The sequence below is a fragment of the Shewanella sp. OMA3-2 genome (genome assembly GCF_021513195.1).
Taxonomy (GTDB): Bacteria; Pseudomonadota; Gammaproteobacteria; order Enterobacterales; family Shewanellaceae; genus Shewanella.
In genome coordinates this window covers 2613175-2636265 of record NZ_CP090974.1, presented here as the reverse complement: position 1 = coordinate 2636265, position 23091 = coordinate 2613175, and the positions used below count along the sequence as shown (strand labels likewise).

At 42.4% G+C, this 23091-nt stretch carries 23 protein-coding genes; 10 read left to right on the top strand and 13 right to left on the bottom strand.

What is annotated here, in order from left to right; genetic code table 11:
- Positions 1 to 152: 152 nt before the first annotated feature.
- The gene (locus tag L0B17_RS11720; protein ID WP_235085007.1) at positions 153 to 914 is read right to left on the bottom strand and encodes a GntR family transcriptional regulator; all 762 of its coding nucleotides are present in this window, start codon (positions 912 to 914) and stop codon (positions 153 to 155) included.
- A gap of 680 nt (positions 915 to 1594) precedes the next feature.
- Here L0B17_RS11720 and leuC point away from each other — a divergent pair.
- Both leuC and leuD read left to right on the top strand, forming a co-directional pair.
- The gene (gene leuC, locus L0B17_RS11715; RefSeq protein WP_235085005.1) at positions 1595 to 2998 is read left to right on the top strand and encodes a 3-isopropylmalate dehydratase large subunit; all 1404 of its coding nucleotides are present in this window, start codon (positions 1595 to 1597) and stop codon (positions 2996 to 2998) included.
- Positions 2998 to 3516 (top strand): 3-isopropylmalate dehydratase small subunit, encoded by a 519-nt coding sequence (gene leuD, locus L0B17_RS11710; RefSeq protein ID WP_235085003.1) that lies wholly within the window; start codon positions 2998 to 3000, stop codon positions 3514 to 3516. The genes leuC and leuD overlap by 1 nt, the downstream gene beginning before the upstream one ends.
- A 335-nt stretch (positions 3517 to 3851) precedes the next feature.
- Here the strand turns inward: leuD and L0B17_RS11705 are convergent, their stop codons facing one another.
- Together L0B17_RS11705 and L0B17_RS11700 are read right to left on the bottom strand one after the other, a co-directional pair.
- Complete coding sequence (locus tag L0B17_RS11705) at positions 3852 to 4649, bottom strand: sulfite exporter TauE/SafE family protein (protein WP_235085001.1); 798 nt, start codon at positions 4647 to 4649, stop codon at positions 3852 to 3854.
- A gap of 479 nt (positions 4650 to 5128) precedes the next feature.
- Positions 5129 to 6313, bottom strand: coding sequence for a CaiB/BaiF CoA transferase family protein (locus L0B17_RS11700; RefSeq protein ID WP_235084999.1), 1185 nt, complete (start codon positions 6311 to 6313; stop codon positions 5129 to 5131).
- A 216-nt stretch (positions 6314 to 6529) separates the two neighbouring features.
- Between L0B17_RS11700 and L0B17_RS11695 the strand changes: the two genes are divergently transcribed.
- The 4 genes from L0B17_RS11695 (at position 6530) to L0B17_RS11680 (ending at position 9255) form a co-directional block, all read left to right on the top strand.
- Positions 6530 to 7462 (top strand): hydroxymethylglutaryl-CoA lyase, encoded by a 933-nt coding sequence (locus L0B17_RS11695; RefSeq protein ID WP_235084997.1) that lies wholly within the window; start codon positions 6530 to 6532, stop codon positions 7460 to 7462.
- Positions 7463 to 7590: 128 nt separating this feature from the next.
- On the top strand, positions 7591 to 8262 hold the full coding sequence (locus tag L0B17_RS11690) for a glutathione S-transferase family protein (RefSeq protein WP_235084996.1): 672 nt from the start codon (positions 7591 to 7593) through the stop codon (positions 8260 to 8262).
- Positions 8259 to 9086, top strand: a complete 828-nt coding sequence (locus L0B17_RS11685) for an MDR family NADP-dependent oxidoreductase (protein ID WP_235084994.1) — start codon at positions 8259 to 8261, stop codon at positions 9084 to 9086. Before L0B17_RS11690 ends, L0B17_RS11685 begins: the two co-directional genes overlap by 4 nt.
- On the top strand, positions 9076 to 9255 hold the full coding sequence (locus tag L0B17_RS11680; protein ID WP_235084992.1) for a hypothetical protein: 180 nt from the start codon (positions 9076 to 9078) through the stop codon (positions 9253 to 9255). Before L0B17_RS11685 ends, L0B17_RS11680 begins: the two co-directional genes overlap by 11 nt.
- Positions 9256 to 9279: 24 nt before the next feature.
- Here the strand turns inward: L0B17_RS11680 and L0B17_RS11675 are convergent, their stop codons facing one another.
- From L0B17_RS11675 to L0B17_RS11670, 3 genes are all read right to left on the bottom strand, one after another.
- Complete coding sequence (locus tag L0B17_RS11675) at positions 9280 to 10170, bottom strand: hypothetical protein (RefSeq protein ID WP_235084990.1); 891 nt, start codon at positions 10168 to 10170, stop codon at positions 9280 to 9282.
- 343 nt (positions 10171 to 10513) lie between these two features.
- On the bottom strand, positions 10514 to 10627 hold the full coding sequence (locus L0B17_RS18295; protein WP_443019889.1) for a hypothetical protein: 114 nt from the start codon (positions 10625 to 10627) through the stop codon (positions 10514 to 10516).
- Entirely contained in the window at positions 10584 to 11441 is an 858-nt protein-coding gene (locus L0B17_RS11670; protein WP_235084988.1) for a cupin domain-containing protein, read from the bottom strand. Before L0B17_RS11670 ends, L0B17_RS18295 begins: the two co-directional genes overlap by 44 nt.
- Positions 11442 to 11802: 361 nt before the next feature.
- Here L0B17_RS11670 and L0B17_RS11665 point away from each other — a divergent pair, with 361 nt between their 5' ends.
- Positions 11803 to 12495 carry a hypothetical protein gene (locus tag L0B17_RS11665; RefSeq protein ID WP_235084986.1) on the top strand — a complete coding sequence of 231 codons (693 nt, stop codon included), beginning with the start codon at positions 11803 to 11805 and terminating at the stop codon, positions 12493 to 12495.
- Positions 12496 to 12954: 459 nt separating this feature from the next.
- On the opposite strand, the gene L0B17_RS11660 is transcribed toward L0B17_RS11665, so the two are convergent.
- From L0B17_RS11660 to L0B17_RS11650, 3 genes are read right to left on the bottom strand one after another with little or no spacing between them, the layout of a single operon-like run.
- A complete protein-coding gene (locus L0B17_RS11660) occupies positions 12955 to 13992 on the bottom strand; it encodes a peptidoglycan binding protein CsiV (protein WP_235084985.1) in 1038 nt (345 codons plus the stop codon).
- A gap of 47 nt (positions 13993 to 14039) precedes the next feature.
- Positions 14040 to 17549, bottom strand: a complete 3510-nt coding sequence (gene mfd, locus L0B17_RS11655) for a transcription-repair coupling factor (protein ID WP_235084983.1) — start codon at positions 17547 to 17549, stop codon at positions 14040 to 14042.
- 28 nt (positions 17550 to 17577) lie between these two features.
- The gene (locus L0B17_RS11650) at positions 17578 to 18198 is read right to left on the bottom strand and encodes a hypothetical protein (protein ID WP_235084981.1); all 621 of its coding nucleotides are present in this window, start codon (positions 18196 to 18198) and stop codon (positions 17578 to 17580) included.
- Between the two features lie 156 nt (positions 18199 to 18354).
- On the opposite strand from L0B17_RS11650, the gene L0B17_RS11645 reads away from it, so the two are divergent.
- The 3 genes from L0B17_RS11645 to lolE are packed head-to-tail and all read left to right on the top strand — an operon-like array spanning position 18355 to position 21555.
- A complete protein-coding gene (locus L0B17_RS11645) occupies positions 18355 to 19599 on the top strand; it encodes a lipoprotein-releasing ABC transporter permease subunit (RefSeq protein ID WP_235084980.1) in 1245 nt (414 codons plus the stop codon).
- On the top strand, positions 19599 to 20321 hold the full coding sequence (gene lolD / locus L0B17_RS11640; protein WP_235084978.1) for a lipoprotein-releasing ABC transporter ATP-binding protein LolD: 723 nt from the start codon (positions 19599 to 19601) through the stop codon (positions 20319 to 20321). The genes L0B17_RS11645 and lolD overlap by 1 nt, the downstream gene beginning before the upstream one ends.
- Entirely contained in the window at positions 20314 to 21555 is a 1242-nt protein-coding gene (lolE, locus tag L0B17_RS11635; RefSeq protein ID WP_235084977.1) for a lipoprotein-releasing ABC transporter permease subunit LolE, read from the top strand. Before lolD ends, lolE begins: the two co-directional genes overlap by 8 nt.
- Positions 21556 to 21650: 95 nt before the next feature.
- Here lolE and L0B17_RS11630 read toward each other — a convergent pair whose 3' ends face one another.
- From L0B17_RS11630 to tusD, 4 genes are read right to left on the bottom strand one after another with little or no spacing between them, the layout of a single operon-like run.
- Complete coding sequence (locus L0B17_RS11630; protein ID WP_235089790.1) at positions 21651 to 21980, bottom strand: TusE/DsrC/DsvC family sulfur relay protein; 330 nt, start codon at positions 21978 to 21980, stop codon at positions 21651 to 21653.
- A 17-nt stretch (positions 21981 to 21997) separates the two neighbouring features.
- On the bottom strand, positions 21998 to 22294 hold the full coding sequence (tusB, locus tag L0B17_RS11625; RefSeq protein WP_235084976.1) for a sulfurtransferase complex subunit TusB: 297 nt from the start codon (positions 22292 to 22294) through the stop codon (positions 21998 to 22000).
- Positions 22291 to 22647 carry a sulfurtransferase complex subunit TusC gene (tusC, locus tag L0B17_RS11620; protein ID WP_235084975.1) on the bottom strand — a complete coding sequence of 119 codons (357 nt, stop codon included), beginning with the start codon at positions 22645 to 22647 and terminating at the stop codon, positions 22291 to 22293. Before tusC ends, tusB begins: the two co-directional genes overlap by 4 nt.
- A 14-nt stretch (positions 22648 to 22661) precedes the next feature.
- Entirely contained in the window at positions 22662 to 23051 is a 390-nt protein-coding gene (gene tusD, locus L0B17_RS11615) for a sulfurtransferase complex subunit TusD (protein WP_235084973.1), read from the bottom strand.
- Positions 23052 to 23091 lie beyond the last annotated feature (40 nt).

The following is a 23091-nucleotide window of genomic DNA, read 5'->3' as shown; positions in this document are numbered from 1 at the left end:
TCAGCTTATTTAAGCCAGATTAAAGCCCTCATTTTGAGGGCTTTTTATTGTCACATTATTGATGTTTATACTGCTAATTATGTCTATGAGCTTAGCACTCAAGGGCTATTAATCATTATTGCGATACGTTCGAGAATATTTGCACTGAAAGCCTAGGGTGTTAAATCCATATAATATTGGAAATGTTCAGGGTTATATCGAGCATATAAATAATCGACTAAATTTTCATTGTTATCAAAAGAGCGCCTAATTAAAGTTAATAGCGGGTAACCCAGTTCAACGTTTAGTGCTTTTGCAACCTCGAAACTTGCCACTTCCGCACTTATCATTTGCTTGACGTGTTTTATATCTATGCCGTTCATTTTAAAAATTTGCAATCTAGTGGTACTTTCTAACATATCTTTATCGATATTTATTTCTAAACCTTTACTCCAGCTTGTGTAATAAGCGAATGTCTGCTTGCCTCTACTTCGTACTCTTTTCATTTGCAGCAGTGTGTCAGTGTTCTTTAAATTGAATTCTGCCGCAATTTCCTTAGGAGGAAGAATAATAGCTGTGTCCAATACCTTAGCATGTGAGTGTTGTCCCAGAAATTCAAGCTCTTGGAGCATGCCAATGAGTGGGGCTTTGATGGGTTTAGGTTGATATTTATGCGTAACATGAGTGCCTTTGGCTCGTTTGCGCGCGACTAACCCGTCGGCAGCAAGCTCATCTAAAGCGCGCTTAGCGGTGATCCTAGAAATATCAAACTTTTTTGAAAGTTGTAGCTCAGTAGGTAACTTCATACCATCTTCCAGCGTGCCGCTTACAATATTCTGCTGCAGTAGCTTGTAAAGCTGATAGTAAAGCGGAGTAGGTGACGACTCGCTAAGCATAGTACCTATTAGAAAAGGGAATTGAGAGTCTAGCAGCATGGAAAGAAAATACTCCAAAATAACGAATAAGATAGCACAACGCGTGAATATTAAGAGAAGCCATTAATAAATAGCACTTTTATAGTCAACTAGCGAGGTTTAGTTCTAAACCTGCATTATTTCTTACTCAGCGGGCTTGATATATATCAAAAATACCCAGAATGGGAGATGTTAATTGCTAGTTAATGGGTGACTAAAAGACCTATTGATATTACATTATGATTATACCTTTTGACTAAACGAATAGAATGCCATCGTGCCTATTTAGCTTAAAACAAAATAAGTGCGGGTTACGATATGTTTGAAAATTGGCAAAGTATGTAAAGACATAGGGTGCGTTTACCTGTAAATCGGCCAGCTCTATCAATATAAACTAGCTACAAAGCCTAAGTCATATTAGCTATTCAAGATACTTAAAAAAGTACTCGACCTTAAGGGCGCCAATTCCAAAGACTTAGGTTTGAATAAATATTTTGAGCGTTTGAGGCTATGTAAGCCCATATGCTCAATTGGGCTTACTCAACAAATATATTGATAGGCTATCCGATGCAGATTATCTCAGAATATTCCAGTTAGGTTAGCCTCAAAATCATAGTGTTCTGATCCCGCGAACTTCAAGTCTAGGGGCTAACATGCTGAGCGACACTGATAAAATGAATTCATAATTGTGGGTGAGTAAAATGGCTAAGACATTATTTGAAAAAATTTGGCAGCAACATGTGGTCACAGATCTAGAAGGTGATACATCGCTGTTGTATATAGATAGAGTGTTTTTACACGAACGCACTGGTTCGATAGCCCTTAAAAGCTTAAGCGCTGACGGCCGCAAAGTTGTCAATTCTGATCAAGTCTTTTGCACCATGGATCATATAGTTGACACATTTAAAGGGCGTAATGACACCACCTTAATGCCCAGTGGCCAAGATTTTATTGTTGCTACACGAGAAGCGTGCGTTGAGGCAAACATTAAATTGTTTGACGTGAACGATCCACAACAAGGCATTGTGCATGTTATTTCACCAGAATTAGGCATTGTACAGCCTGGCTGTACCCTGGTTTGCCCCGACAGCCACACCTGTTCACAAGGGGCTTTAGGCGCCCTTGCATGGGGCATAGGCTCAAGTGAAGCTGAACACGCCTTAGCGACCAAAACCTTACGTGTGACTAAGCCAAAAACCATGAAAGTCGAATTTGTAGGAGAGTTAGCGGATGTCGTATCAGCTAAAGATATGATCCTACATTTAATCGGACAATATGGCGCGGCAGGTGGAGCTGGTTACGTGATTGAATTTTGTGGCCCAGCCATTGAAAATTTAGGCATAGAAGCAAGGCTAACACTGTGTAATATGGCAGTAGAATTTTCAGCATTTTCGTGCTTGATTGCCCCCGATGCCAAAGCAGTTGAATATTTGCAAAATAGACCCTATGCCCCTAAAGGTGAACAATGGGAACGTGCGGTAGAGTACTGGAAAACACTGTATTCCGACAGCCAAGCAACATTCGACAAGGTCATCACAATTGATTGCGCCGACATTGGCCCAACGATTACATGGGGAACAAGCCCTGAACATACCTGCTCTGTTAACGGTGTCGTGCCCGAAATTAGGCTAAATGAAAATGGCTTAGAAGACCAATCCTATATTCGTGCCATGGACTATATGCAAGTGGCTCCTAATATGCGATTAAGTGACTTAGCCATAGACGCAGCCTTTATCGGTTCGTGCACAAACAGCCGTATAAGCGATTTAAGAGTCGCGGCGAAAATACTCAAAGGGCGCAAAGTGGCAGCTGGTGTGAAGGCTATTTGTGTACCAGGTTCAACCTTAGTAAAAAAGCAAGCTGAACAAGAGGGCATTGATAAAATACTGATTGATGCGGGTTTTGAATGGCGTGAATCTGGTTGTTCGATGTGTTTTTACGCCGGCGGTGAAAACTTTGGTTATCAAAAAAGAGTGGTAACTAGCACCAATCGCAATTTTGAAAGCCGTCAAGGGCCTGAAACGCGATCACATTTAGCCAGCCCTGCAACGGTTGCCGCATCTGCTATTGCCGGACATTTAGCCGACCCAAGAGATTACCTATAATGGATAAATTTACCCAACATTTAGGCGTTGCTGCCGCGTTATTACAAGCTAACATAGATACCGATGTGATTATTCCTTCGCGCGAAATGAAACGTGTTTCCAAGCAGGGACTGGGTGATGGTTTATTTGCTAATCGGCGCTATACACTGCCCGGTAGCCGAGAAATAAACCCTAACTTCGTACTCAACAAGCCTGAATATGTTAACACCAGCATTTTACTCTCTGGCGCTAATTTTGGCTGTGGCTCGTCTAGAGAACATGCGGTGTGGGCGCTTAAAGAATACGGTATAAGAGTGATAATTGCCGAAGGATTTGGCTCAATATTTTATAATAATTGCATACGCAATGGGCTGTTACCCTTGGTGCTGTCAGAAAAAGAAATTGCCGCGCTAACAGATTTTGTTTGGTCTGATCCACAGTCTAATCGTATTCACATTGATTTAGAAAAACAGCAAGTAACAGCAAGCCCAGGCATATTTTTGATTTTTCAATTAAACCCGAGCAAAAGGAAATGCTGATACACGGGCTTGATGCAATCGCGTTGACGATGAAGTTGAGCGCTGAAATAAGTGCGTTTCAGCAGCAGTATGTTAATACTTATACTTGGCTGAATTAAGTCCTTGTGACAAACAAATCCGTTAAAGTGGCTATGACATCAAGTTCAGGCATTCGTTTTGGACACGCCAGTGACTGAACTTGTAAACGGATATCTGCGGGCCAAGGTTGTTTAGAATAACCTTGGTCTATTGCCATCATATGTTCAAGATATAGCGATATCTGTCGAGTAAATTGTCATTTTGACATTCTGCCCAAGAGTTACGTTGGCTGATTTAAGCTGCTTTATATTTACCTGCTAGGCTTTTGAAATCTGATACAGGCCTATACAACTTATCAATAGCAATACACTGCCCAGTAAGCGATAGAATTTCGCTTGCTCACCTTCTAATATGCGCTGATGAAAATGTAAACCAATAAAATGACCTACAGTAGCGCAAGGCAGCAGCCACAGGTGTTGTTTGAGCTGTAAATCCACCCCTACGTAAACGAACATAGATAATTTAATGGCTACTAGCACGAACCAGAGTACAAAAAGCGTATCGCGTAGCTGATACTTGCTCACGTGATTTGCCATCACCGCAATAATTAGCGGCGCGCCAATTAAACTGGTTCCACTAATATAGCCGCCTAGCATTAAAAACAGCACATCAAGCCATGGCTTTTTGCTCACAAATGGTTTGTTTAAGATATAGCTAATAGAATAGGCAAATACAATCACAAAAATCATGCCCGACATTAGGGCGGTAGGCAGGGTTAATAAACCAAATACCCCAATAAGTTTTGGGACAATAACAATGCTTAATGTGTACTTTAAGTAAGGCCAATTAATGTGGCTTTCTCTTGTGCGTGCTTGGTTGCCTTGAACCGTTATGTTCTGCTGTCCACGAAGATATCGAATACCAATAGTGGCTGAAGAGAAAATTAACAAGTGCACCGCAATTATGGGTAAATACACTAAGGGCTGATTGTCGATTAGTAGCAAGAAAGGCAAAGATAAAACCGCCCCTCCAAAGCCTAAGCCTGAGCGAACAAAGCCACTCCACACAAATACCAGCGCAATAAGCACATACTGTATAGCGGTTAATTCAAGCATTAAATATGGTCACATTCAAAAGTGGTCACTTCTATTGGCGGTTGTTTAAATACAGACGTATCGATAACGCCGTAGGGTATACTCAATTTATGGAATAAAGGTTTTCGGTAATACTTGCGTCAGGTTTGCCTTGTAAAGGCGCTGTATTGTAAAGTCATATTTTGACTTTTAGTTTGCTTAGTTAGAATTATTGACGCAATGCCGGCATGAGATTTAATTATATTCATTTCGATTGTAAGCATAAGTGCGCCAATTATTAAGCCTAATCGTTGTAAAGTCGGCGCTTAATATTACTTACTTCTGTGTATGATAATGTAAACTCGAAAAAAAATAATGGTTGACAATATTGTCAACCATTATGAATAGAGCATAATGGTTGGAACGTATTATGTTCTATCAAAAAGGTTGTGTAGCTTGGGTAGAGTGCCTGCGGCATTTGCAGCTGCAGGCTGAGTAAATTGGGTTTCTAGTTGGTGAATTTAATCTCTCACCACACCTAACTCAATGAGTTTATCTATTTGAGCTTGATCAAAACCTGCTTTTTGCAATGTCGCAATTGAATTGCCATTGTCACCCGGAATATCTTCTCGTAGAGTAAAACGCTCATTATCCATTTCCAAGGGGAGCCCTGGGAGTTTAGTTTTGGTGCCGCAAGGTAATGTGACGTTAATTAAGCCGCCAGCGTTTAATTGAGGATCATCAAATAAGTCTGAGGGCTTGTTTATAGGCGCAAACGGCAAACCCGATTTCTCGAGTCTGTCCATCAGTTCGGATTTTTCCATAGTGGAAAATAAGCGAATAATTTCAGGCAGTATTTTATCTCGTTGAGCCACTCTGCCATTGTTAGCATCTAAAGATTTATCTGCGGCAAATTCAGTCAATTCAAAGGCTTCACAAAACACCCTCCATTGGGTATCACTGACTACGCCTAGAAACACTTGTTCGTTATTGGCACAGTTGAAAATGTCATAGATTGCCCATGCCGAACGGCGCACTGACATAGGTGGAGGAGCCTCACCGGTCACCATCTGCTGGGCCATGTGTTGACCAACCATGAAGGCGGTGGTTTCGTATAATGAACTGGTCACCATTTTGCCGCGCCCAGTTTTGTGGCGCTCTTCAAGTGCTGCTAATACGCCAATAGCGCCAAACATACCGCCGGTAATATCAATAACAGATGAGCCTGCGCGCATGGGTTTACCAGGGAGTCCGGTCATATAAGCTAAGCCCCCCATCATTTGGGTCACTTCATCTAACGCAGTGCGGTGTGCATAAGGGCCGTTTAAAAAACCTTTTAATGAGCAATATATCAATTTGGGGTTTAATGCAGATAAGTCTTGGTAGCCTAAGCCTAGTTTATCCATGGCTCCAGGGCGAAAATTTTCTAATACTATATCAGCGCCTTCAATAAGAGACAGCGCAAGTTCTAGGCCTTTTTCAGATTTTATATCTAAACACAGACTTTTCTTATTGCGGTTATACATTGAGAAATAACCTGCACCTGAACCTTTTAAGCGTCTTGTGTTGTCGCCCGTTAGCGGCTCAATTTTAATGACGTCAGCGCCTAAGTCGGCCAATATTAAGCCCGCAGCAGGACCCATAACCATATGGGTAAATTCAATCACTTTAAGTCCAGCTAAAGGCAACTGTTTTATTGTGCTCATAAATGGATAATTCCTCGTTGTGTAAGTCACGTTTAAACAATGCTAATAATATTGGCACTAACTTTTATGTTTGCATTGCCTAGAAATTTAATGACATAACATTATATCAATAGCGGCTTATTTGACAGGCTTCAATTTGTTAAATGTCAATTTGTAGCCAACATTCGCGTGATAATGTTGCTCTATAAAAAATACAGAGGTGATAGGAATAAAGTGATGACAAAATTCGATATAGAAATTAGTGAAGTAGGTCCGCGCGATGGCTTGCAGAGTATTTCTGCCATTATGTCAACCGCAGACAAAAAAGCCTGGATTGATGCCTTGGTCGCCGCCGGTATTCCTGAAATAGAAGTAGGTTCGTTTGTTCCTGCAACGGTATTACCTCAATTGGCCGACACGCATCAATTAGTTGAACATGCTAAGCAGTATAAAGGCTTGTCGATTGCCGTTTTAGTGCCGAATCTGCGTGGCGCTCAAAATGCCTTAAAAACCTCTCCGACTAAAATGAGCATCCCTTTGTCGGTAAGTGAAACCCACAGTTTGCGTAACGTGAAACGCACGCACAAACAAATGTTAGAAGAGGTTGCTAATATTGCCCAGTTTATCAAATCTCTGCCAGTTGAAAACAGACCTAAATTTGAAGGCGGCTTAGCCACTGCATTTGGTTGCACAATAGAAGGCAGCGTCAGTGAAGACAAGGTGGTTTCGTTGGCGGTTGCGCTAATGGAGGCAGGCTGTGACGAGGTTGGTTTATCGGATACCACAGGCTCAGGAAATCCTGCACAAGTGCAAAGATTGATTAAAAAGGTGTGGGCTGCAGTGGGTAAAGAAAACCTAAGCGGTATTCACTTACATAATACACGGGGTCAAGGTTTAGCCAACGCCCTTGCCGCAATAGAGGTCGGCATTACCACAGTGGACTCTTCAATGGGCGGTATAGGTGGTTGTCCGGCGGCACCTGGAGCAAGTGGCAATATAGTTACCGAAGATTTAGTGTTTATGCTAGAAGCCATGGGGCTACGAACGGGTATTAACTTTGATAAATTATTTGAAGCACGTCAAATTTTAGCAAAAGCGCTACCGAATGAACCTCTGTATGGCTTTACGCCAAATGCAGGTTTACCAAAAGGGTTCCAATACGCACGATAAGCATTTATGAGCAGTGCACGACTAGATAGCGTGCACTGCTTACATTAAATGCCCGCGAACAGAATGGCCTCAGCGATAAAATAACCTCGATTAAACTAGATAAAGTAACGATTAAAAAGGAAAGTATAATGCGCTTTATCAACTTGGATCATTCAGCTTTCGCGGCAAGGGTTAAAATCCAAATTCTGCATAAAAAGTTACCGATAGAAATCATTGCACCTTCATATGCCTTGCGCACACCTGAATTCTTAACTACGTTCCCGCTAGGTAAAATCCCTTTGTTGGAGCTAGACAATGGCGATTATTTGCCTGAGTCGACAGCAATTATGGAATACCTTGAGGATATATATCCTCAAACCACATGTAGGCCAGAAGATCCGCTGGATAAAGCAAAAATGCATGTCACCATGGCCTACGCCGACACGCATCTGTGGCCCGCATTAATGCCTTATTTTAAATCATTGCTAATGCCTGAGTTTGAGTTTGATAAAAAAGTCCAATTTGAATTACTGAGTCAAACACTGAGCAAGTTTGATCGTTGGCTGGTGATAAACAACAGTAACAGTCAAGGCTTTTATAAAGCCAATATTGACTTGGGCGACATGGCGCTTTTTCCTATCATTTGGTATGTAAAAACTATTATCCCCATGTTTCATATGCAAAATGTATTTGCTGATGTGCCCGTTATAAAGCAATGGCAGGTATGGATGGATGAGAACGCTGCAGTGCTAAGCGTTGCACAATCAATGGATACCGCGTTTCATGCATTCTTAAAATCAAAACAAGAAATAAAAAAATGAAGAAAAACACTCAAGTTAGGCTCAAATCTACCCCAGAAGGTGAGCCATGCGTCAGTAACTTTAGCTTAACCGAGTCAACCATTCCTGTATTAAGCGACAAACAAGTGTTGTGTAAAACGCGCTATTTATCGCTCGACCCTTACATGCGCAGTCAAATATCAGGTCGTCATATATCGGGGGCTATAAAGCCTGGTGACATGCTTTTGGGTGAAACCATAAGTGAGGTTGTTGAGTCGCTTGATGAACACTATAAAGTCGGTGACAAAGTAAGGTGTATGGGAGGGTGGCAAGAATATTCGGTACACAGTGCAAAGGAACTGACTAAGGTATGTGACAAAATAACGCCATCATCGTACGCACTTTCTGTGTTAGGTATGCCTGGACTTACGGCTTACGCTGGTCTTGTTTGGCAAGCTAAGCCCAAAGCTGGTGATGTTGTGGTGATCCCCGCAGCAACCGGCGCGGTAGGTTCAACGGCTGGGCAGTTGGCAAAAAGCTTTGGCTGCAAAGTGATTGGCATTGCTGGCAGTGACGAAAAATGTGCCTATGCAAAACAACAACTTGGCTATGATGAATGTATTAATCGGCGCACCGAAGATATAGCCAACCGCCTAGATGAGTTATGCCCTAAAGGCGTCGATATTTATTTTGATTTGGTTGGTGGTGAAATACTAAACACGGTATCGGCAAGGCTTGCCATAGGCGCACGGGTAATACTGTGTGGCCTAATGGCTGAATATAATCAAAAAGAAAGAATAGGGGGGCCGTCCCCTCGGACTGTGGATACGCTCGCGCGCCACGGTATACGGCTTAGTGGTATATGACTTTGAATATCGCAGACAAGAGTTTATTGATGCCTGCTTGCCATTAGTCAATAACGGTAGCGTAAAGACTCGCGAAGATATTGCAATAGGCATAGCGGCTGCACCCGAAGCATTTTGCCGCTTAATGCAGGGTGCTAATATGGGCAAAGCGCTGGTTAAAGTGAGTTAAATTGGACGCAAAGGACGCGTTAATTTATGCGCCCACTAACTCTATTAATTCGCCTGCTGCGCCTTTTAACATAATGATTTTACTGCCCGGATAATAAGCATTATTGGTTTGGGTAATCGTTACATTAAACTGCGCTGCTATCTCGTCTATATTTTTAACAATACAGGTCACCATCGCAATTCCCGAGGGTAACGATCCTTCATTATTAATAATAGGTTGCGCCTGCGGCACTTGATCTATTTCAAATAAACACTTGCCATCTAACTGCAACGTAGCCACTTGGTATTGATGCTCAATGTCTTTGTTCCACGCGCTATTTAAAATGGTAATTTTTGTATCAAACTTCAAACCTGCTTGAGCCTTATTAATAGACTGGTAAAAAGCCAAACTATCGTCTCGGCTAGGCGTACACAATACAGGAATAAACAGTCCCGAGGTTCTCGCGCTAGTCATAGGTAATTCAAAGGGCGGCACTGGGCGCTCAATATGGGTTAAATAAGTCACTTCGTTGGCAGGGCCTACCACTTGCATGGCTTTAATGGCATCGCTTACTTGCAAATAAGCCGGTTCGCCAATAATGGTGAATGCCTTTGTATCAATTTCATTTCGAATCACATCCACATCGGCAACGTTGGTCTCAAGAGACATCCAGCCGTGTGTTTTAAGCGGTAAATGGCTATGACTGTTTTTGTCTTCTACCAGCCGAAGCCAAGCTTGACCATCAGATGATGCCAATACTTGCGTTTTGTTCTGGCGCAGCTTAGGCGTATTCCAGCATTGTATTTGCGCCTCGTCTAACACGCCTTCACTTACCAAAGAGTAACCAAGGCCGTTTTGATAAGCCTGACTCACTTTATCAATGTTTTGGCATAATAATGTCGCCCCTACAACGGGCCCTAATTGTCTTTGTGTCATATTTTTTCTCTTTGAAGTGCAGCGGTATTGATACATCGCAATTTAACCCGCCACTAAATTAACTAATACGTTGACCTATACTACTCATTCATTACTTTAGAAGCGCATGATAAATGTCAACTATTAGCCTTACCTATGAATATCAAATTGCTGAAGTTTGCGACCAAAAGTCTTGTACAAAATATCGTAAGATTGCACAAAGCATAGACAGAATTAGCTTATTATCGTGTGTAAGCATGAGTAAACTAAGCGTCATTCGATGACTGACGTTTTTAAACAGAGGCAGTTATTGCGCGGTTGTATTCATTGCACTTTGCAAAATTGATGTTGGCAAGTGTCAACCTTATTTAGGACGGTCAATATTAAAGCGAGCTATTAAGGCTCGCTTTGTTGCATTTGTCCGTTTGGTTTGTTTAATATTCTGCTGGCGGAACCCAAGGCTTATTTTCAAATTCACGTAAATAGTCAGGTAGGATAGGCTGGTATGGCGTGTTGTATGAAAAAGGTGCTTCTTCTTTAGTCCATATATTGACATGCTCGCCGCCGACGAAACGCATTAGCGATACACCACCCCAGCGTGATCCAAACGGCCCATGTGCTATTTGTGGCGGGCGCCAAAAATAGGCTCCAGGATACATAGTGCCATGAGGCCCCGTTAACGAACCAGATATGACGTACGCCTCTTCTACCACAGGATGTTTCTCTTGAGGGCCTTTGTTATTAGTAGGCGTTGCTTGAGGAAAAATCAGGGATAAAAAGGTACGCTCTCCAGTATCGGGATCGGTACGTAAATTTTTTCGCGAAATACCTAAGTGTTTAAGATTTGGATCGTTAAGCGATAAGTCCCAAGGCATGGCTGCAACATCTAAATGCTGAATTGCTCTATGGGATAATTCGGCTGAACCGTCGCCAGCGGCATCTATAAGATTGGGCTCGCGGTTATAAAATGCGAGTATTACGCAGCCATCTTTGGAGCTGATTTTATGCCGTGTCCAGCCCGCGGGTAGAAAAGCATAGCAGTCTTCATAGTACACATGATCATCCATTTCAATGGAGCCGTGTAGTACGTAAAACTCTTCATCAGCGGTAATGTGTTCAGCGCCACTGCGTGACCAACCGGCCGGATATCGCATTAAAATCGAGCATGCTCCGTTAGCTGGATCTCGGCTTAGCATTTTGTAATCTACATTAGGGCGTGCTAAACCGCCGCCTATAACATGCCATGGCAACTGTTGTGATTGAATAAATTCGATATGGCCGCGTGACAACATAAAACCCTCAGATGCAGTTGTAATAAACCAGAAAAACCAGTTTACGCAGCAGTAATAATTTATCATTGACGATAATCAATAACACCTAGATACAAGCTATTTGGCTCAAGAAGCATTAATGTCAATTAAACAGCCGTATTACCCAATAGCATGGAATGATGCCTAGTCATCTAAGCAAAACCATTTACAGCAAAAATAACCTTTAAAGATCAACAGGCCCTAATCAATCTACCAAGCAATTGCTTTTTATCAATGGTCCCAGTTTCTGCTGTTTGCCAAAAGCCACTTTTGACTTCTGTCAATGATCAACCAATAACCGCTGCTTATCCTGTTACGGAAATTATCTAAATAAGGCCTAATCATGGATTTTCTTGTAACGTATGAATTACCAATACTACGTTGGCTACACATTGTAGCTATGGTGTACTGGCTAGGTGGTGAGTGGGGAGTATTCCAAACATCATATAATGTAATTAACCGTAAGTTGGCAATGAGCGAACGTAAGCGGCATATGGAAACCGCATATCGAATAGATATTTTGGCTCGCACGGGTATTTTAATGCTTTTCCCATTAGGTTTCCATATGGGGAACTTGTGGGGTGTACAGCCTTTGGGTGGTATATGGCTAATGGGGATGTGGATATTCTTCTTCCTATGGATAACGCTTTGTTGGTCAGCATTTATCTACCGTGAGTCAGATACAGGTTTGAAATTAACCAAAGCTGATGAGTCTATTCGTTACTTTGTTATACCTGCTTTAGCCATTGCGTCTATTGCGTCATTAATGGGCGAAGGGCCGTTTAATGCAGCAGATGGCCAGAAATGGTTTTCGATTAAAATATTGTTATTCTCAGTAGCACTTGTTATTGGCTTATTGTTGCGTTTTATCATGCGTGAGTGGACTGAACTCTTCCGCAAATTAGCACTAGAAGGTGACAGCCAAGAAGTGGAAGACCAACTAGAGCGCAGTATCCAATTTGGTCGTCGTTTAGCGTATTGCTATTGGGTGATTATTTTAACTGTAGGTTTCTTTGGTGCGGTTAAGCCACTGTAGTGTTGCTATATAAAACAGTGATGCACCAAATATAAAAAAGCTTCAACTTGAGTTGTAATGCCGATCGTTTAAGTGCTCTTGACCTATCTTGCAGATGAAAAATAATCCCTACCAGTACTCTGGTGGGGATTTTTTTATGTTAGTGTTTTGGATGGGGGATAATACGTTATTAGTCTATCAAAGAAGTGTGTAGTTCGATGGATATCGCACTTCAGTCTGAAGATAACACTTGGTCTTGTGTTGCACCGAGTGAACAAACTGAAGCAAATGCGAGCCGATATCAAACACGTTATTCTTCCAGATAAAAGAAAGCACCGAACGTATCCACGTTCAGTGCTCTATATACTCAGTCGCTATACACTTAGATATAAACAATAGTGCTTATTCGAATAGATTAGATACTTGATCTAATTGTTCTTGTCCTAGATATTATTCATCTACAGACTACTCACTTAGCGATTACTGACCATAGGGTTGAACTACACCAGATTGACTTTGAGAATGAGGTTGACCTTGATAGCTAGGCGCACCTAAATCAATTGGCTTTACCGAGGTTGGCTGCGCCATTCTGCGAATTTGCATTACCATGCCCATTCTAGGATGGTCAAAGTAGTGAATTTCGCCACTGCGCACCCGACGGTTTTGCGCTAATGGAATCACTTGTAAAAACGGCTTCATGGTCTTTTCTACTTTATTATTGACCGCATTAAATTGATTGAACTCGCTACGGTTAGACTCGACTAACTTCTGAATCGGTTTACGCAAGGCTAAATTACTTTCAATATATAAATAATGACTCAAATAAATATTGATGGTGCCATCGAGTTCCCATACTGGTTTTTTATGTTGGGTTGTCGCCATATTGCCCAGGGTCGAAAAGTCATTCGTTGACAGTTGATACGACGCTTCTGTTTGAGATTGTCCACTGACTTGCTGACCGTGATAATCAAATTGTTTTGAAAAGTCTTTACCACCAAATATCCTTACCGGTTTTGATCTACGCTGTGACTCCATATTTTGCTGCCAGGTTAAGTGCACAACAGGTTTGACATTACGTTCACGGCTAACAGTACGGATAATATCTTTAAATTTGCTTTGGCTGTCAGCAAGCAGTATTGGACCTGCACCTAAATAGGCTTGCGGTTCACGCGGTGCGGCAATAGTAAACGGCACTTGGCTTGGATGGCTGCGCACAGTACTGCTGCTTAGCGGGTCGTTACAGTCTGGGGTGATCTCGCTAGACCAATCATTAGCACTGCAACCACTGAGTCCCGCGGCTACACCGGTAATATCTGTGCTGATTAATGGGGTGATGAAATCGACCGCGCGTTCATTAATTTGCGGTGCTACGGCATTTGTCCATTGCTCTAATGATGAACTTTCACGTTCAAAAACAAATACCTCAACCTCAAACCAGGATTCGGCTTGCGCTTGAGTTGAAAACGTTAACGAACTAAGCGTTGCCATTGTTATCGCGATACGGGGTAACGCTGACATTTTGCGAAGCACATTTATTTTAAAAAGCACTGTTATATTCAAAAGCACTACTGCTCTCCAGTTTGATGTTTAGCGAGCTGTTCAAGTAAAGTTTTCAATAACTCGAGCCTGTCTTTACTGGTTTCAGCTGGAATGGTGAACTTTAACTTATTTGGCCCGTCCATTCGATAGATTTGTGGCTGCTTTTGCAATAAACCGATGATAAACATCGGATCGACTCTATGTTCTGCACCAAATTCTAAACTGCCACCTTTTGAGTGCATCTCAATACGCTGTAATCCTAGCTCAGTTGCTTGGTGTTTATATAAGGTGATATCCATTAAATTACGGGTCGGATCCGGCAGCATACCAAAACGGTCAATAAACTCGACTTTAAGCTCATCAATCATGGTTTCAGAGTCACAATTGGCAATACGTTTGTATAACGATAAACGCATATTGACGTCACCAACATAATCTTCGGGTAATAATGCCGGAATACGTAAATCAATGTCACAAATCGCATTCATCATATAGGCTAAAGACGGCTCTTTACCTTCTTTAAGCGCTTTGACGGCAGATTCGAGCATTTCCATATACAAGCTAAAACCAATTTTACTGATATGTCCGCTTTGCTCATCACCAAGCAATTCACCCGCGCCGCGAATTTCCAAATCTTGGGTGGCCAGTAAAAAGCCTGCGCCTAAATCTTCTAATGCATCAATGGCTTCTAGTCGTTTACGCGCATCTGAGGTCATACGTTTTGGATGCGGTGTCATCATATAGGCATAGGCTTGATGATGTGAACGTCCTACTCGACCACGTAGTTGGTGTAACTGTGCTAAACCAAACATGTCAGCCCTGTGGATCAAAATGGTATTGGCACTAGGTACGTCAATACCGGTTTCGATAATGGTGGTACACACAAGGACGTTAAAACGTTGGTGATAAAAATCAGCCATCACTTTTTCTAAATCACGCTCGCGCATTTGCCCGTGGGCGGTCACAACGCGCGCTTCTGGTAACAGATCGCGAATATCTTGGGCTGCTTTTTCAATGGTTTCAACGTTGTTATGTAAATAGTACACTTGGCCACCGCGTAAAATCTCCCGCAAAATAGCTTCTCGCACCGTGGCAATATCGTACTCGCGTACAAAGGTTTTAACCGCTAAACGTTTAGCTGGTGGCGTGGCAATAATTGATAAGTCTCGCATACCCGACATGGCCATATTCAGGGTGCGTGGAATAGGGGTGGCGGTTAAGGTAAGAATATCGATATTGGCACGTAAGGCTTTAATCTTTTCTTTTTGACGCACGCCAAAACGATGTTCTTCATCAATAATCAGTAAGCCAAGGTTATCAAATTTAATCTCTGCCGAGAGTAATTTATGGGTACCAATGACAATATCGACTTTGCCATCACTTAACGATTGCACCACTTGATTTTGCTCTTTAGTGGTTCTAAAGCGTGACATGACTTCAATCACAAATGGCCAATCAGCAAAGCGATCGGTAAAGTTTTCATAATGTTGCTGTGCTAATAATGTTGTAGGAACCAGTACTATGACTTGTTTACCGGCATTGACGGCAACAAAGGCTGCGCGCATGGCCACTTCCGTTTTACCAAAGCCCACATCACCGCACACTAACCGGTCCATTGCCATTGGCGCTTGTAAGTCGGCTAATACCGCATGAATAGCACTTTCTTGGTCAACGGTTTCTTCATAGGGGAAACCTTGAGAAAATACAGCGTATTCTTCTTCATCAAGTGCCAATGCTTCACCCGGTCGAGCTTGACGGCGGGCATAAACATCCAGTAATTCAGCGGCGACATCACGAATACGTTCAATAGCTTTTTTCTTGGCTTTAGCCCAGGTTTCATTACCTAATTTATTAAGTTGGGTATTTTCTTCATTCCCCGCACTAAAGCGACTGATTAAATGCAGTGACGACACAGGCACATAAAGCTTATCGCCGCCAGCGTACTCAAGCTTTAAATACTCAGCAACTAAACCGCCGGTGTCTAAGGTTTCTAACCCTTGATAAAGCGCGACACCATGCTCTAAATGCACAATAGGTTGGCCGACTTTAAGTTCAGCTAAGTTTTTAACCAGTACATCAGTACTGACTTGCTTTTGTTTTTCACGGCGACGTTGCTGTGAAATACGGTGACCGAATAATTCGGTTTCACAAATAATGCTGACTTTACCTTTAGAGCCTAGCTCTAACTCACAGCCGCGTGACAGTGGCGATACGACTAAACCGATAAACTCTTTGGCGGTGACATAGTCATCAATATGCTTAAACAGTTTGGGTTTAATGCCTACTTTTGCCAGTAACTCAAGTAACGCTTCGCGTCGACCTTCAGATTCAGCCACAAACAACATCTGTGGATGTTGTTGGCTGTATTCCTGTAAGGCTAATAAAGGCTGTTTTAATTTGTGATTGGCATTGATATCACTAATGGTGCTGGCTTTGACCAGCAAAGCACTTTTGGGCTGCGAGTCAGGATTAATGTGACCTTGTTCATCAAACACCGCATTAATGATTTGGCTGCGCGGCATAGGTTTAAATGCGGCAAACAGTTGGTCGCTGAGTAAATAAAGCTCTTTAGGCTCTAATAAAGGCCTTAATGGGTCGACTCGGCGGTCTTCATAACGGCTGTGCACTTCTTGTAAATGATGTTCGCAGGCTTTATCAATGTCACCTAAGGTGATCAGTTGGCTTTGTTCTGGCAGGTAATCAAATAAGCTGGATGATTCATCAAAAAACAATGGCAAATAATTTTCAATACCCGCCGGCATGATATTACGACTCACCGATTGATAAACGGATTCAGCTTCTTTAGAGATAACCTCAAAGCGACGACGGTAACGCTGTCTAAACCCTTCAATTGCAGCGCTATCTGTTGGAAACTCTTTTGCTGGCAGCATTCTAATTTGTTCAAGTGCCATGCCAGAGCGCTGGGTATCGACATCAAAAAAGCGGATGGTTTCCACTTCATCGTCAAACAGTTCTATTCGCAGTGGCTGTTTAGAGCCGGTAGGGAATATATCAATAATTGAGCCACGAATGGCAAACTCACCGTGTTCATATACCTGGTCAACAATATGATAGCCGGTATCAGTCAGGTGCTGACGCACTTGATCAAGGCTATAGATGTCGCCTTTTTTCAAAATCATCACGTTGGCGGTTAAAAATGATTTTGGCGGCAATCGCACCATCAAGGTGTTCACTGGCACAATCACCACGTTATGATTACTTTGGCTGATTTGTGCCAGAGACTCTAGGCGCTGTGAGATTAAGTCCTGATGCGGTGAAAAGCTGTCGTAGGGCAGGGTTTCTCTGTCAGGAAACAAACACACATTGACCCCAGCATTGACCAAAAGGTAGCTCAGTTCGGCTTCTAAAGTCAGTGCACTTGGGGTGTCGTGGGTCACAATCAGACTGGTGCCTGAATGCTGGGTAATTAAATTTGCGACAGTGAGCGCTTTGGAGACGCCGCCTAGGGTGGTTAAAATTTGCTGTTGTTGGCCTTTTTTAACACTTGGCGGAGCGATTACACTAAATTGTTTCATTTAATTGATTAACTTGTATTAAGAGAACTTACAGATTGTCTTTACGCTGCTGTTTGCGCAGTTTAAGCATTTTTTGTTGCACAGTTAAACTGGCTTTGACTAGCTGCTCAACATCTTCATCTAAAATTTGAATAAAGGCGAGGTCAGTTTGCCATAATGCCTGTTCAATAGTCGTTGAGCGACTAACCTGAATGGCTTCTTCCGTGTCGACTGAGTATGATCCGGTCACTTCACCAATACACAATACTGCAACAACTTCGGCATGAAGATAAATATGGCAACTAAAAATACTGCCAACATCCATTTGTTTATCTGAAAAAAGACTAAAGCCACTGCCACCAAACTGATGCCCTTGATATTTCACTCCAGATTGAGCTTCTTTTTCTAGTACATGCTGTAATACTAAATCGACTTTACGGGATTGTAACTTTAAAAATTCAACAATAGACTGCGTCGCACTGTCTAACTGGCGTAACTGCAATAAGCAGTTTGCTTCGAGTGCCTTAACCTCTGACAATAGTTTAAGCCCAGTGGATTGCATTTGTCTGAGTTGAGTGTCATCAGGGATCGGACGCTGGTTATCCCAGGGCGTAAGATAAACATTAAATTGGTGAGGCACGCTAAAATAAGAATTGCTATCGTTTATCAAGGTTTGCCTCTTTATTTATCAATCTAATACCCCTATTATCATGCCCAACTTGATGGTTTAGCAAGTCATAAGCTTTTTGTAATGGTTTTAGCGTCAATTTTGACTCAGCGATAACCAATATACGCTCGAATATGAGCATTGGATGACAAATTTTATATGAATTTTGGATTTTCTTTTTTTATGGGGTTTCGATATTGGCGAGCACGAAAAGCCAATGCGTTTGCGTCATTTATCACATTGTTTGCTGTATCCGGTATTTTTCTCGGTGTGGCCGCGTTAATTGTGGTCAGCTCGGTGATGAACGGTCTAGAAGGGCAACTTAAAAACCGTATTTTAGGTGCTGTGCCGCAATTAACCTTAGTTCATCAAACAGGATTTGATGATTGGCAGGCTCAGGCGACTTTTTTACAACACCATAAACAACTGCAAAATGACATTGTTGGCGTCGTGCCCAGTGCCACAACCCAAGGTATGCTGCAATCCAGTGCTAATATTGCCGCTGCGCAAGTATTAGGGGTTTATCCTGAACTTGAACAAGGTTTATCGAGCATTATCTCTCATACCTATTCAAGCGCGTTTGATGCACTAGAATCAGGCAGCTACGCCATTGTATTAGGTAGCGAATTAGCCAGAAACTTAGCGGTAAAAACTGGCGATCAAATCCGCATTCTAAGTGGTGATGGTGTGGTGTATTCACCACTTGGCCCAGTGCCTAGTCAGCGTAAGTTTACCGTGGCAGGGGTATTTGAAATGGGCGCTCAGGTTGATGCTTCTGTTGCCTATGTGCATTATCAAGACGCCCGTCGTTTAATGCGTCAAGACCCTCATGTTATCTCTGAGCTGCGACTGTATTTAACCGACCCATTCAATGTTGCTAATATTGCACCATTAGCAATCGAGCTTTTACAACAGCAAGGTGTTGATACAACTAGCCGTGACTGGCGAGCTGATTTTGGTCATTTATTTGCCGCGGTAAAAATGGAAAAAAACATGATGTCGTTAATGCTCAGCCTTATTGTGGCGGTAGCGGCGTTTAATATTGTGTCAGCATTGGTCATGATGGTAGTTGATAAAACTACAGATGTGGCGGTGCTTAAAACCCAGGGATTAACCACAAGCGCAGTAATGAACATCTTTATTGTGCAAGGCTCGTTAAATGCCTTGTTAGGCTTAGGATTAGGTACCCTTATTGGCGTTATTTTAACCCTAAACTTGAATGATATTTTAACCACCTTGGGCGTTTCTATTCTAGGCGCTGGTCAAACATTGCCGGTGCAATTATCGTTCATTCAGTTGAGTGTGATTATTGTTGGCACCTTGTTGATAACCCTAGTTGCTACAATTTACCCAGCGTTACGCGCCGCACAGGTTCAACCCGCTACCGCATTGAGATACGAATAATGACCCAGAATAAACAGGTTTTATTAACCATTAGCCATGTCAGTAAACATTATCATGATGGCGAAGTGACCACCCAAGTACTTACTGATGTTAATCTTGAGGTTTACAAAGGTGAGCAGTTAGCCATAGTGGGTAGTTCAGGATCGGGTAAAAGTACCTTACTGCATATTATGGGCACTTTAGACACCCCAAGCGACGGCAAGGTGATGTTAGATGGTGAAGATATCTATCAATTGTCATCGGCAAGACAAGCAAGCCTTCGCAACCAAGATTTAGGCTTTATTTATCAGTTTCATCATTTATTACCTGAATTTAGTGCGATTGAAAACGTTGCTATGCCAGCTTTTATTCAAGGTAAAGATAAACAACAGTCGTTAGCTAATGCCAAAGTGTTATTAGAACGGGTTGGTTTAGGTCATAGATTGGAGCATATTCCGGCGCAGTTATCCGGTGGCGAACGTCAACGTGTGGCGATTGCCCGTGCGTTAATTAATCAACCTAAATTAGTGTTAGCCGACGAACCAACCGGCAACTTAGACGCCAGCAGTGGCGAAACCGTATATCAATTAATTCGTGAGTTAGCCCAACAATTTGGTACGGCTTTTGTAGTGGTAACGCACGACCATAAGCTAGCCGCTAAAATGGATCGCCAATTAACCATGAAAGATGGCGTGTTACAAGTTGCTACTAACAACCCGCCAGTAGGAAGTGACCATGAGTAAATGGTTACCCTTTTTAATTGGTTGGCGCTTTTATCGCGCCCGGCAGAATAACGGCTTTATCGGTTTTATTTCATTTGCCTCTACCGCAGGTATCGCCTTGGGCGTGGCGGTATTAATTATCGTATTGTCAGCCATGAACGGCTTTGAAAAAGAGCTACAAACCCGCTTGCTGGGGGTCATATCACACGGCGAGTTGGTTGGTGTGAATGAGCCTATTCAAGATTGGTTAGCCATAGCTGAAACCGCTAAAAACATACCGCAAATTACCGGTGTTGCGCCCTTTGTGCGCTTGCAGGGACTCGTGCAAAAGCCTGGTGGTTTTCAGGGGATAGTGGTTAACGGTATTGATGTAGAATATGAACAGCAAGTATCAAGCATTGCCCAATATATGGATGCCAATGCCTGGCAGTCTTTACAAGGTTCAGATAATCATATTGTGCTGGGTCGCAGCTTATTGAATAAACTGCAATTAAAGGTTGGCGACACATTGGCAATGTACACGCCCGCTGCTAATAACAACCGCTTAAGTGCGGCTAAAAGCCATAGATTCGTGGTCAGTGGCGTGTATGACTTAGGCGGTGAAATTGAAGCCTCGCAAGCCTATGTGCCTTTGAAATACTTAAGCGATCTACTGAGTATGGGTGATGGCGTTAGCGGCGTTAGATTACAAGTCGATAATGTATTTAGCGCCCCTAGCATTACCCGTGATTTAGGCTATGCGCAGGAACAATACCTATACCTTAATGACTGGACACGAACTCAGGGTCACCTTTATCAAGATATTCAATTGGTTAGAATGGTGATGTATTTAGTGTTGGCGTTAGTTATCGCCGTTGCTTGTTTTAATATTGTGTCGACGTTAGTGATGACTGTTCGCGACAAAGCATCTGAAATTGCGATTTTAATGACCATGGGATTAAAGCGCTCAGCCATTATGGCCATTTTTATCATGCAAGGCGGACTAAACGGCTTATTAGGTTGTGCGATAGGCGGTGTTTTAGGGATGTTGATTGCGGTTAATTTAAGTGCGATAGCGAAGGGATTTGAATCTATGTTAGGGATTCAGTTATTGGACTCAGACATTTACTTTATCGACTTTTTGCCATCACAATTACAAACCCATGACGTACTTTTTGTGATCTTTATTGGATTAGTCATGAGTTTGCTAGCCACGATTTATCCCGCATGGAAAGCCACTAAAATTGCTCCCGCAGCGGCATTAGCCGGCAGATAAAAAAAGTGCCTTTAGCATTAAAGGCACTTATTTTAAACGGTTCGATTGCAGAAGCCAGTGCTGTCTAAATTGAAACTGCCTAAACTAAAGCCCCATTAAAGACATTTAGCGGGTTTGGGCAATCCCGCTATTTTTGTTGCTTGTTTAGCCTGGCCAACAGGAAATAGGGTATAAAGGTACTTAGAGTTGCCTTTATCCGCACCTAGGCTTTGGCCAATGGCTTTAACTAATACCCGAATGGCTGGGCTGGTTTTGTATTCTAAATAGAAGTTGCGCACAAAATGAATCACTTCCCAATGTGCTTCAGACAACTCAATGTTTTCAGTAGCCGCTAAAATCGGCGCCATATCAAGCTGCCAATCATCCACGTTTTTAAGATAGCCTTGCTTGTCTGTTTCAATTGCTTTGCCGTTAAACTCAAACATAAATTCAAATGACTTCTCTACCATGTGATGACCTTAGTGTGGCGCAATGTTTGATTAACGAACTCATTGTAATCAATCTGGTGAATATTAGGATATTGCAGCTTGGCTATTTTTGCTGTTAAGCCGCGGGCTTGAATGTCATCGTTTAACACATAAACGTTATAAGCTTGCATCGCCGATAACAATTGCGGCTTGAGTAGGGCGTTTACCGCATCAGCCGCCAGCATAATACTGTCGTTAACCGCTATGTATCTTAAGCACAGGCTTAAGGCGTTATCACTAGTCGATGATGTTTGAATGTGATGTAAAATCAAAATACTAATACCTCATCGGCCAGTGCTAGTTGGGCGCTAATGGCTTCAACGCTTGCTGATTGCACATCTATCGCTAATTCTGCCACAGTTAACCCCATTGCATTAAGGGACTGCTCACAGGCCATTACTGTTTCAATTTCATATAAATAAAACGCTTTAAAAACCGACACGTAGTCTTTGCTACCCGCCAATTCAGCTTGTTGATCAGGCAATAAATGCAGCACAGCTTCATCGCAAAAAATCAACGACACCAGTTGCTCAAAGCTGGCGCTGAGTAACGAAAAATCTATTCCTTCGCGGGTATAAGTTGTGCCATAGGGCGCGTGACGAAATACAATGCAAATCTGTTTCATGTTGTGGTCAGTCCTTAAAAGCACACTAAGCGATCGGCATGTTCGATGCCGCTAACAAGCTCACCTAAGCCACCCATCACAAAAGTATCGTTACTGTTCCAATGCGCTTTACCATTTTCAAGCGCATCTTGTTCAGACAAGACTCCACGGCGCAGTGCAGCGGACACACAATTTATTATGGCAGTATGGTTATCTTGCGAAAAGCTTAACCACATTTGCTGTAGGTTAACTTCATCAGAAGCAGGGCAGTTAAGGGCATTGCTATTGTATACACCGTCTTGATAAAAAAAGACTTTTACAACTTGATGACCAGAAGAAACCACAGCTTGGCAGAACTTAAGCGCTCTAAAGCTGGCGGTAGAACCGTAGGCTGGTCCGTTAACTTGTACAATAAATTTATTCATTATAAAAAAAATGGCCCTAATTTAGGGCCATTTTATCGTA

Coding starts and splice junctions, on each gene's coding strand:
- L0B17_RS11720 (WP_235085007.1), bottom strand. CDS start 914: ATGCTGCTAGACTCTCAATTCCCTTTTCTAATAGGTACTATGCTTAGC.
- leuC (WP_235085005.1), top strand. CDS start 1,595: ATGGCTAAGACATTATTTGAAAAAATTTGGCAGCAACATGTGGTCACA.
- leuD (WP_235085003.1), top strand. CDS start 2,998: ATGGATAAATTTACCCAACATTTAGGCGTTGCTGCCGCGTTATTACAA.
- L0B17_RS11705 (WP_235085001.1), bottom strand. CDS start 4,649: ATGCTTGAATTAACCGCTATACAGTATGTGCTTATTGCGCTGGTATTT.
- L0B17_RS11700 (WP_235084999.1), bottom strand. CDS start 6,313: ATGAGCACAATAAAACAGTTGCCTTTAGCTGGACTTAAAGTGATTGAA.
- L0B17_RS11695 (WP_235084997.1), top strand. CDS start 6,530: ATGACAAAATTCGATATAGAAATTAGTGAAGTAGGTCCGCGCGATGGC.
- L0B17_RS11690 (WP_235084996.1), top strand. CDS start 7,591: ATGCGCTTTATCAACTTGGATCATTCAGCTTTCGCGGCAAGGGTTAAA.
- L0B17_RS11685 (WP_235084994.1), top strand. CDS start 8,259: ATGAAGAAAAACACTCAAGTTAGGCTCAAATCTACCCCAGAAGGTGAG.
- L0B17_RS11675 (WP_235084990.1), bottom strand. CDS start 10,170: ATGACACAAAGACAATTAGGGCCCGTTGTAGGGGCGACATTATTATGC.
- L0B17_RS11670 (WP_235084988.1), bottom strand. CDS start 11,441: ATGTTGTCACGCGGCCATATCGAATTTATTCAATCACAACAGTTGCCA.
- L0B17_RS11665 (WP_235084986.1), top strand. CDS start 11,803: ATGGATTTTCTTGTAACGTATGAATTACCAATACTACGTTGGCTACAC.
- L0B17_RS11660 (WP_235084985.1), bottom strand. CDS start 13,992: ATGTCAGCGTTACCCCGTATCGCGATAACAATGGCAACGCTTAGTTCG.
- mfd (WP_235084983.1), bottom strand. CDS start 17,549: ATGAAACAATTTAGTGTAATCGCTCCGCCAAGTGTTAAAAAAGGCCAA.
- L0B17_RS11645 (WP_235084980.1), top strand. CDS start 18,355: ATGAATTTTGGATTTTCTTTTTTTATGGGGTTTCGATATTGGCGAGCA.
- lolD (WP_235084978.1), top strand. CDS start 19,599: ATGACCCAGAATAAACAGGTTTTATTAACCATTAGCCATGTCAGTAAA.
- lolE (WP_235084977.1), top strand. CDS start 20,314: ATGAGTAAATGGTTACCCTTTTTAATTGGTTGGCGCTTTTATCGCGCC.
- L0B17_RS11630 (WP_235089790.1), bottom strand. CDS start 21,980: ATGTTTGAGTTTAACGGCAAAGCAATTGAAACAGACAAGCAAGGCTAT.
- tusC (WP_235084975.1), bottom strand. CDS start 22,647: ATGAAACAGATTTGCATTGTATTTCGTCACGCGCCCTATGGCACAACT.
- tusD (WP_235084973.1), bottom strand. CDS start 23,051: ATGAATAAATTTATTGTACAAGTTAACGGACCAGCCTACGGTTCTACC.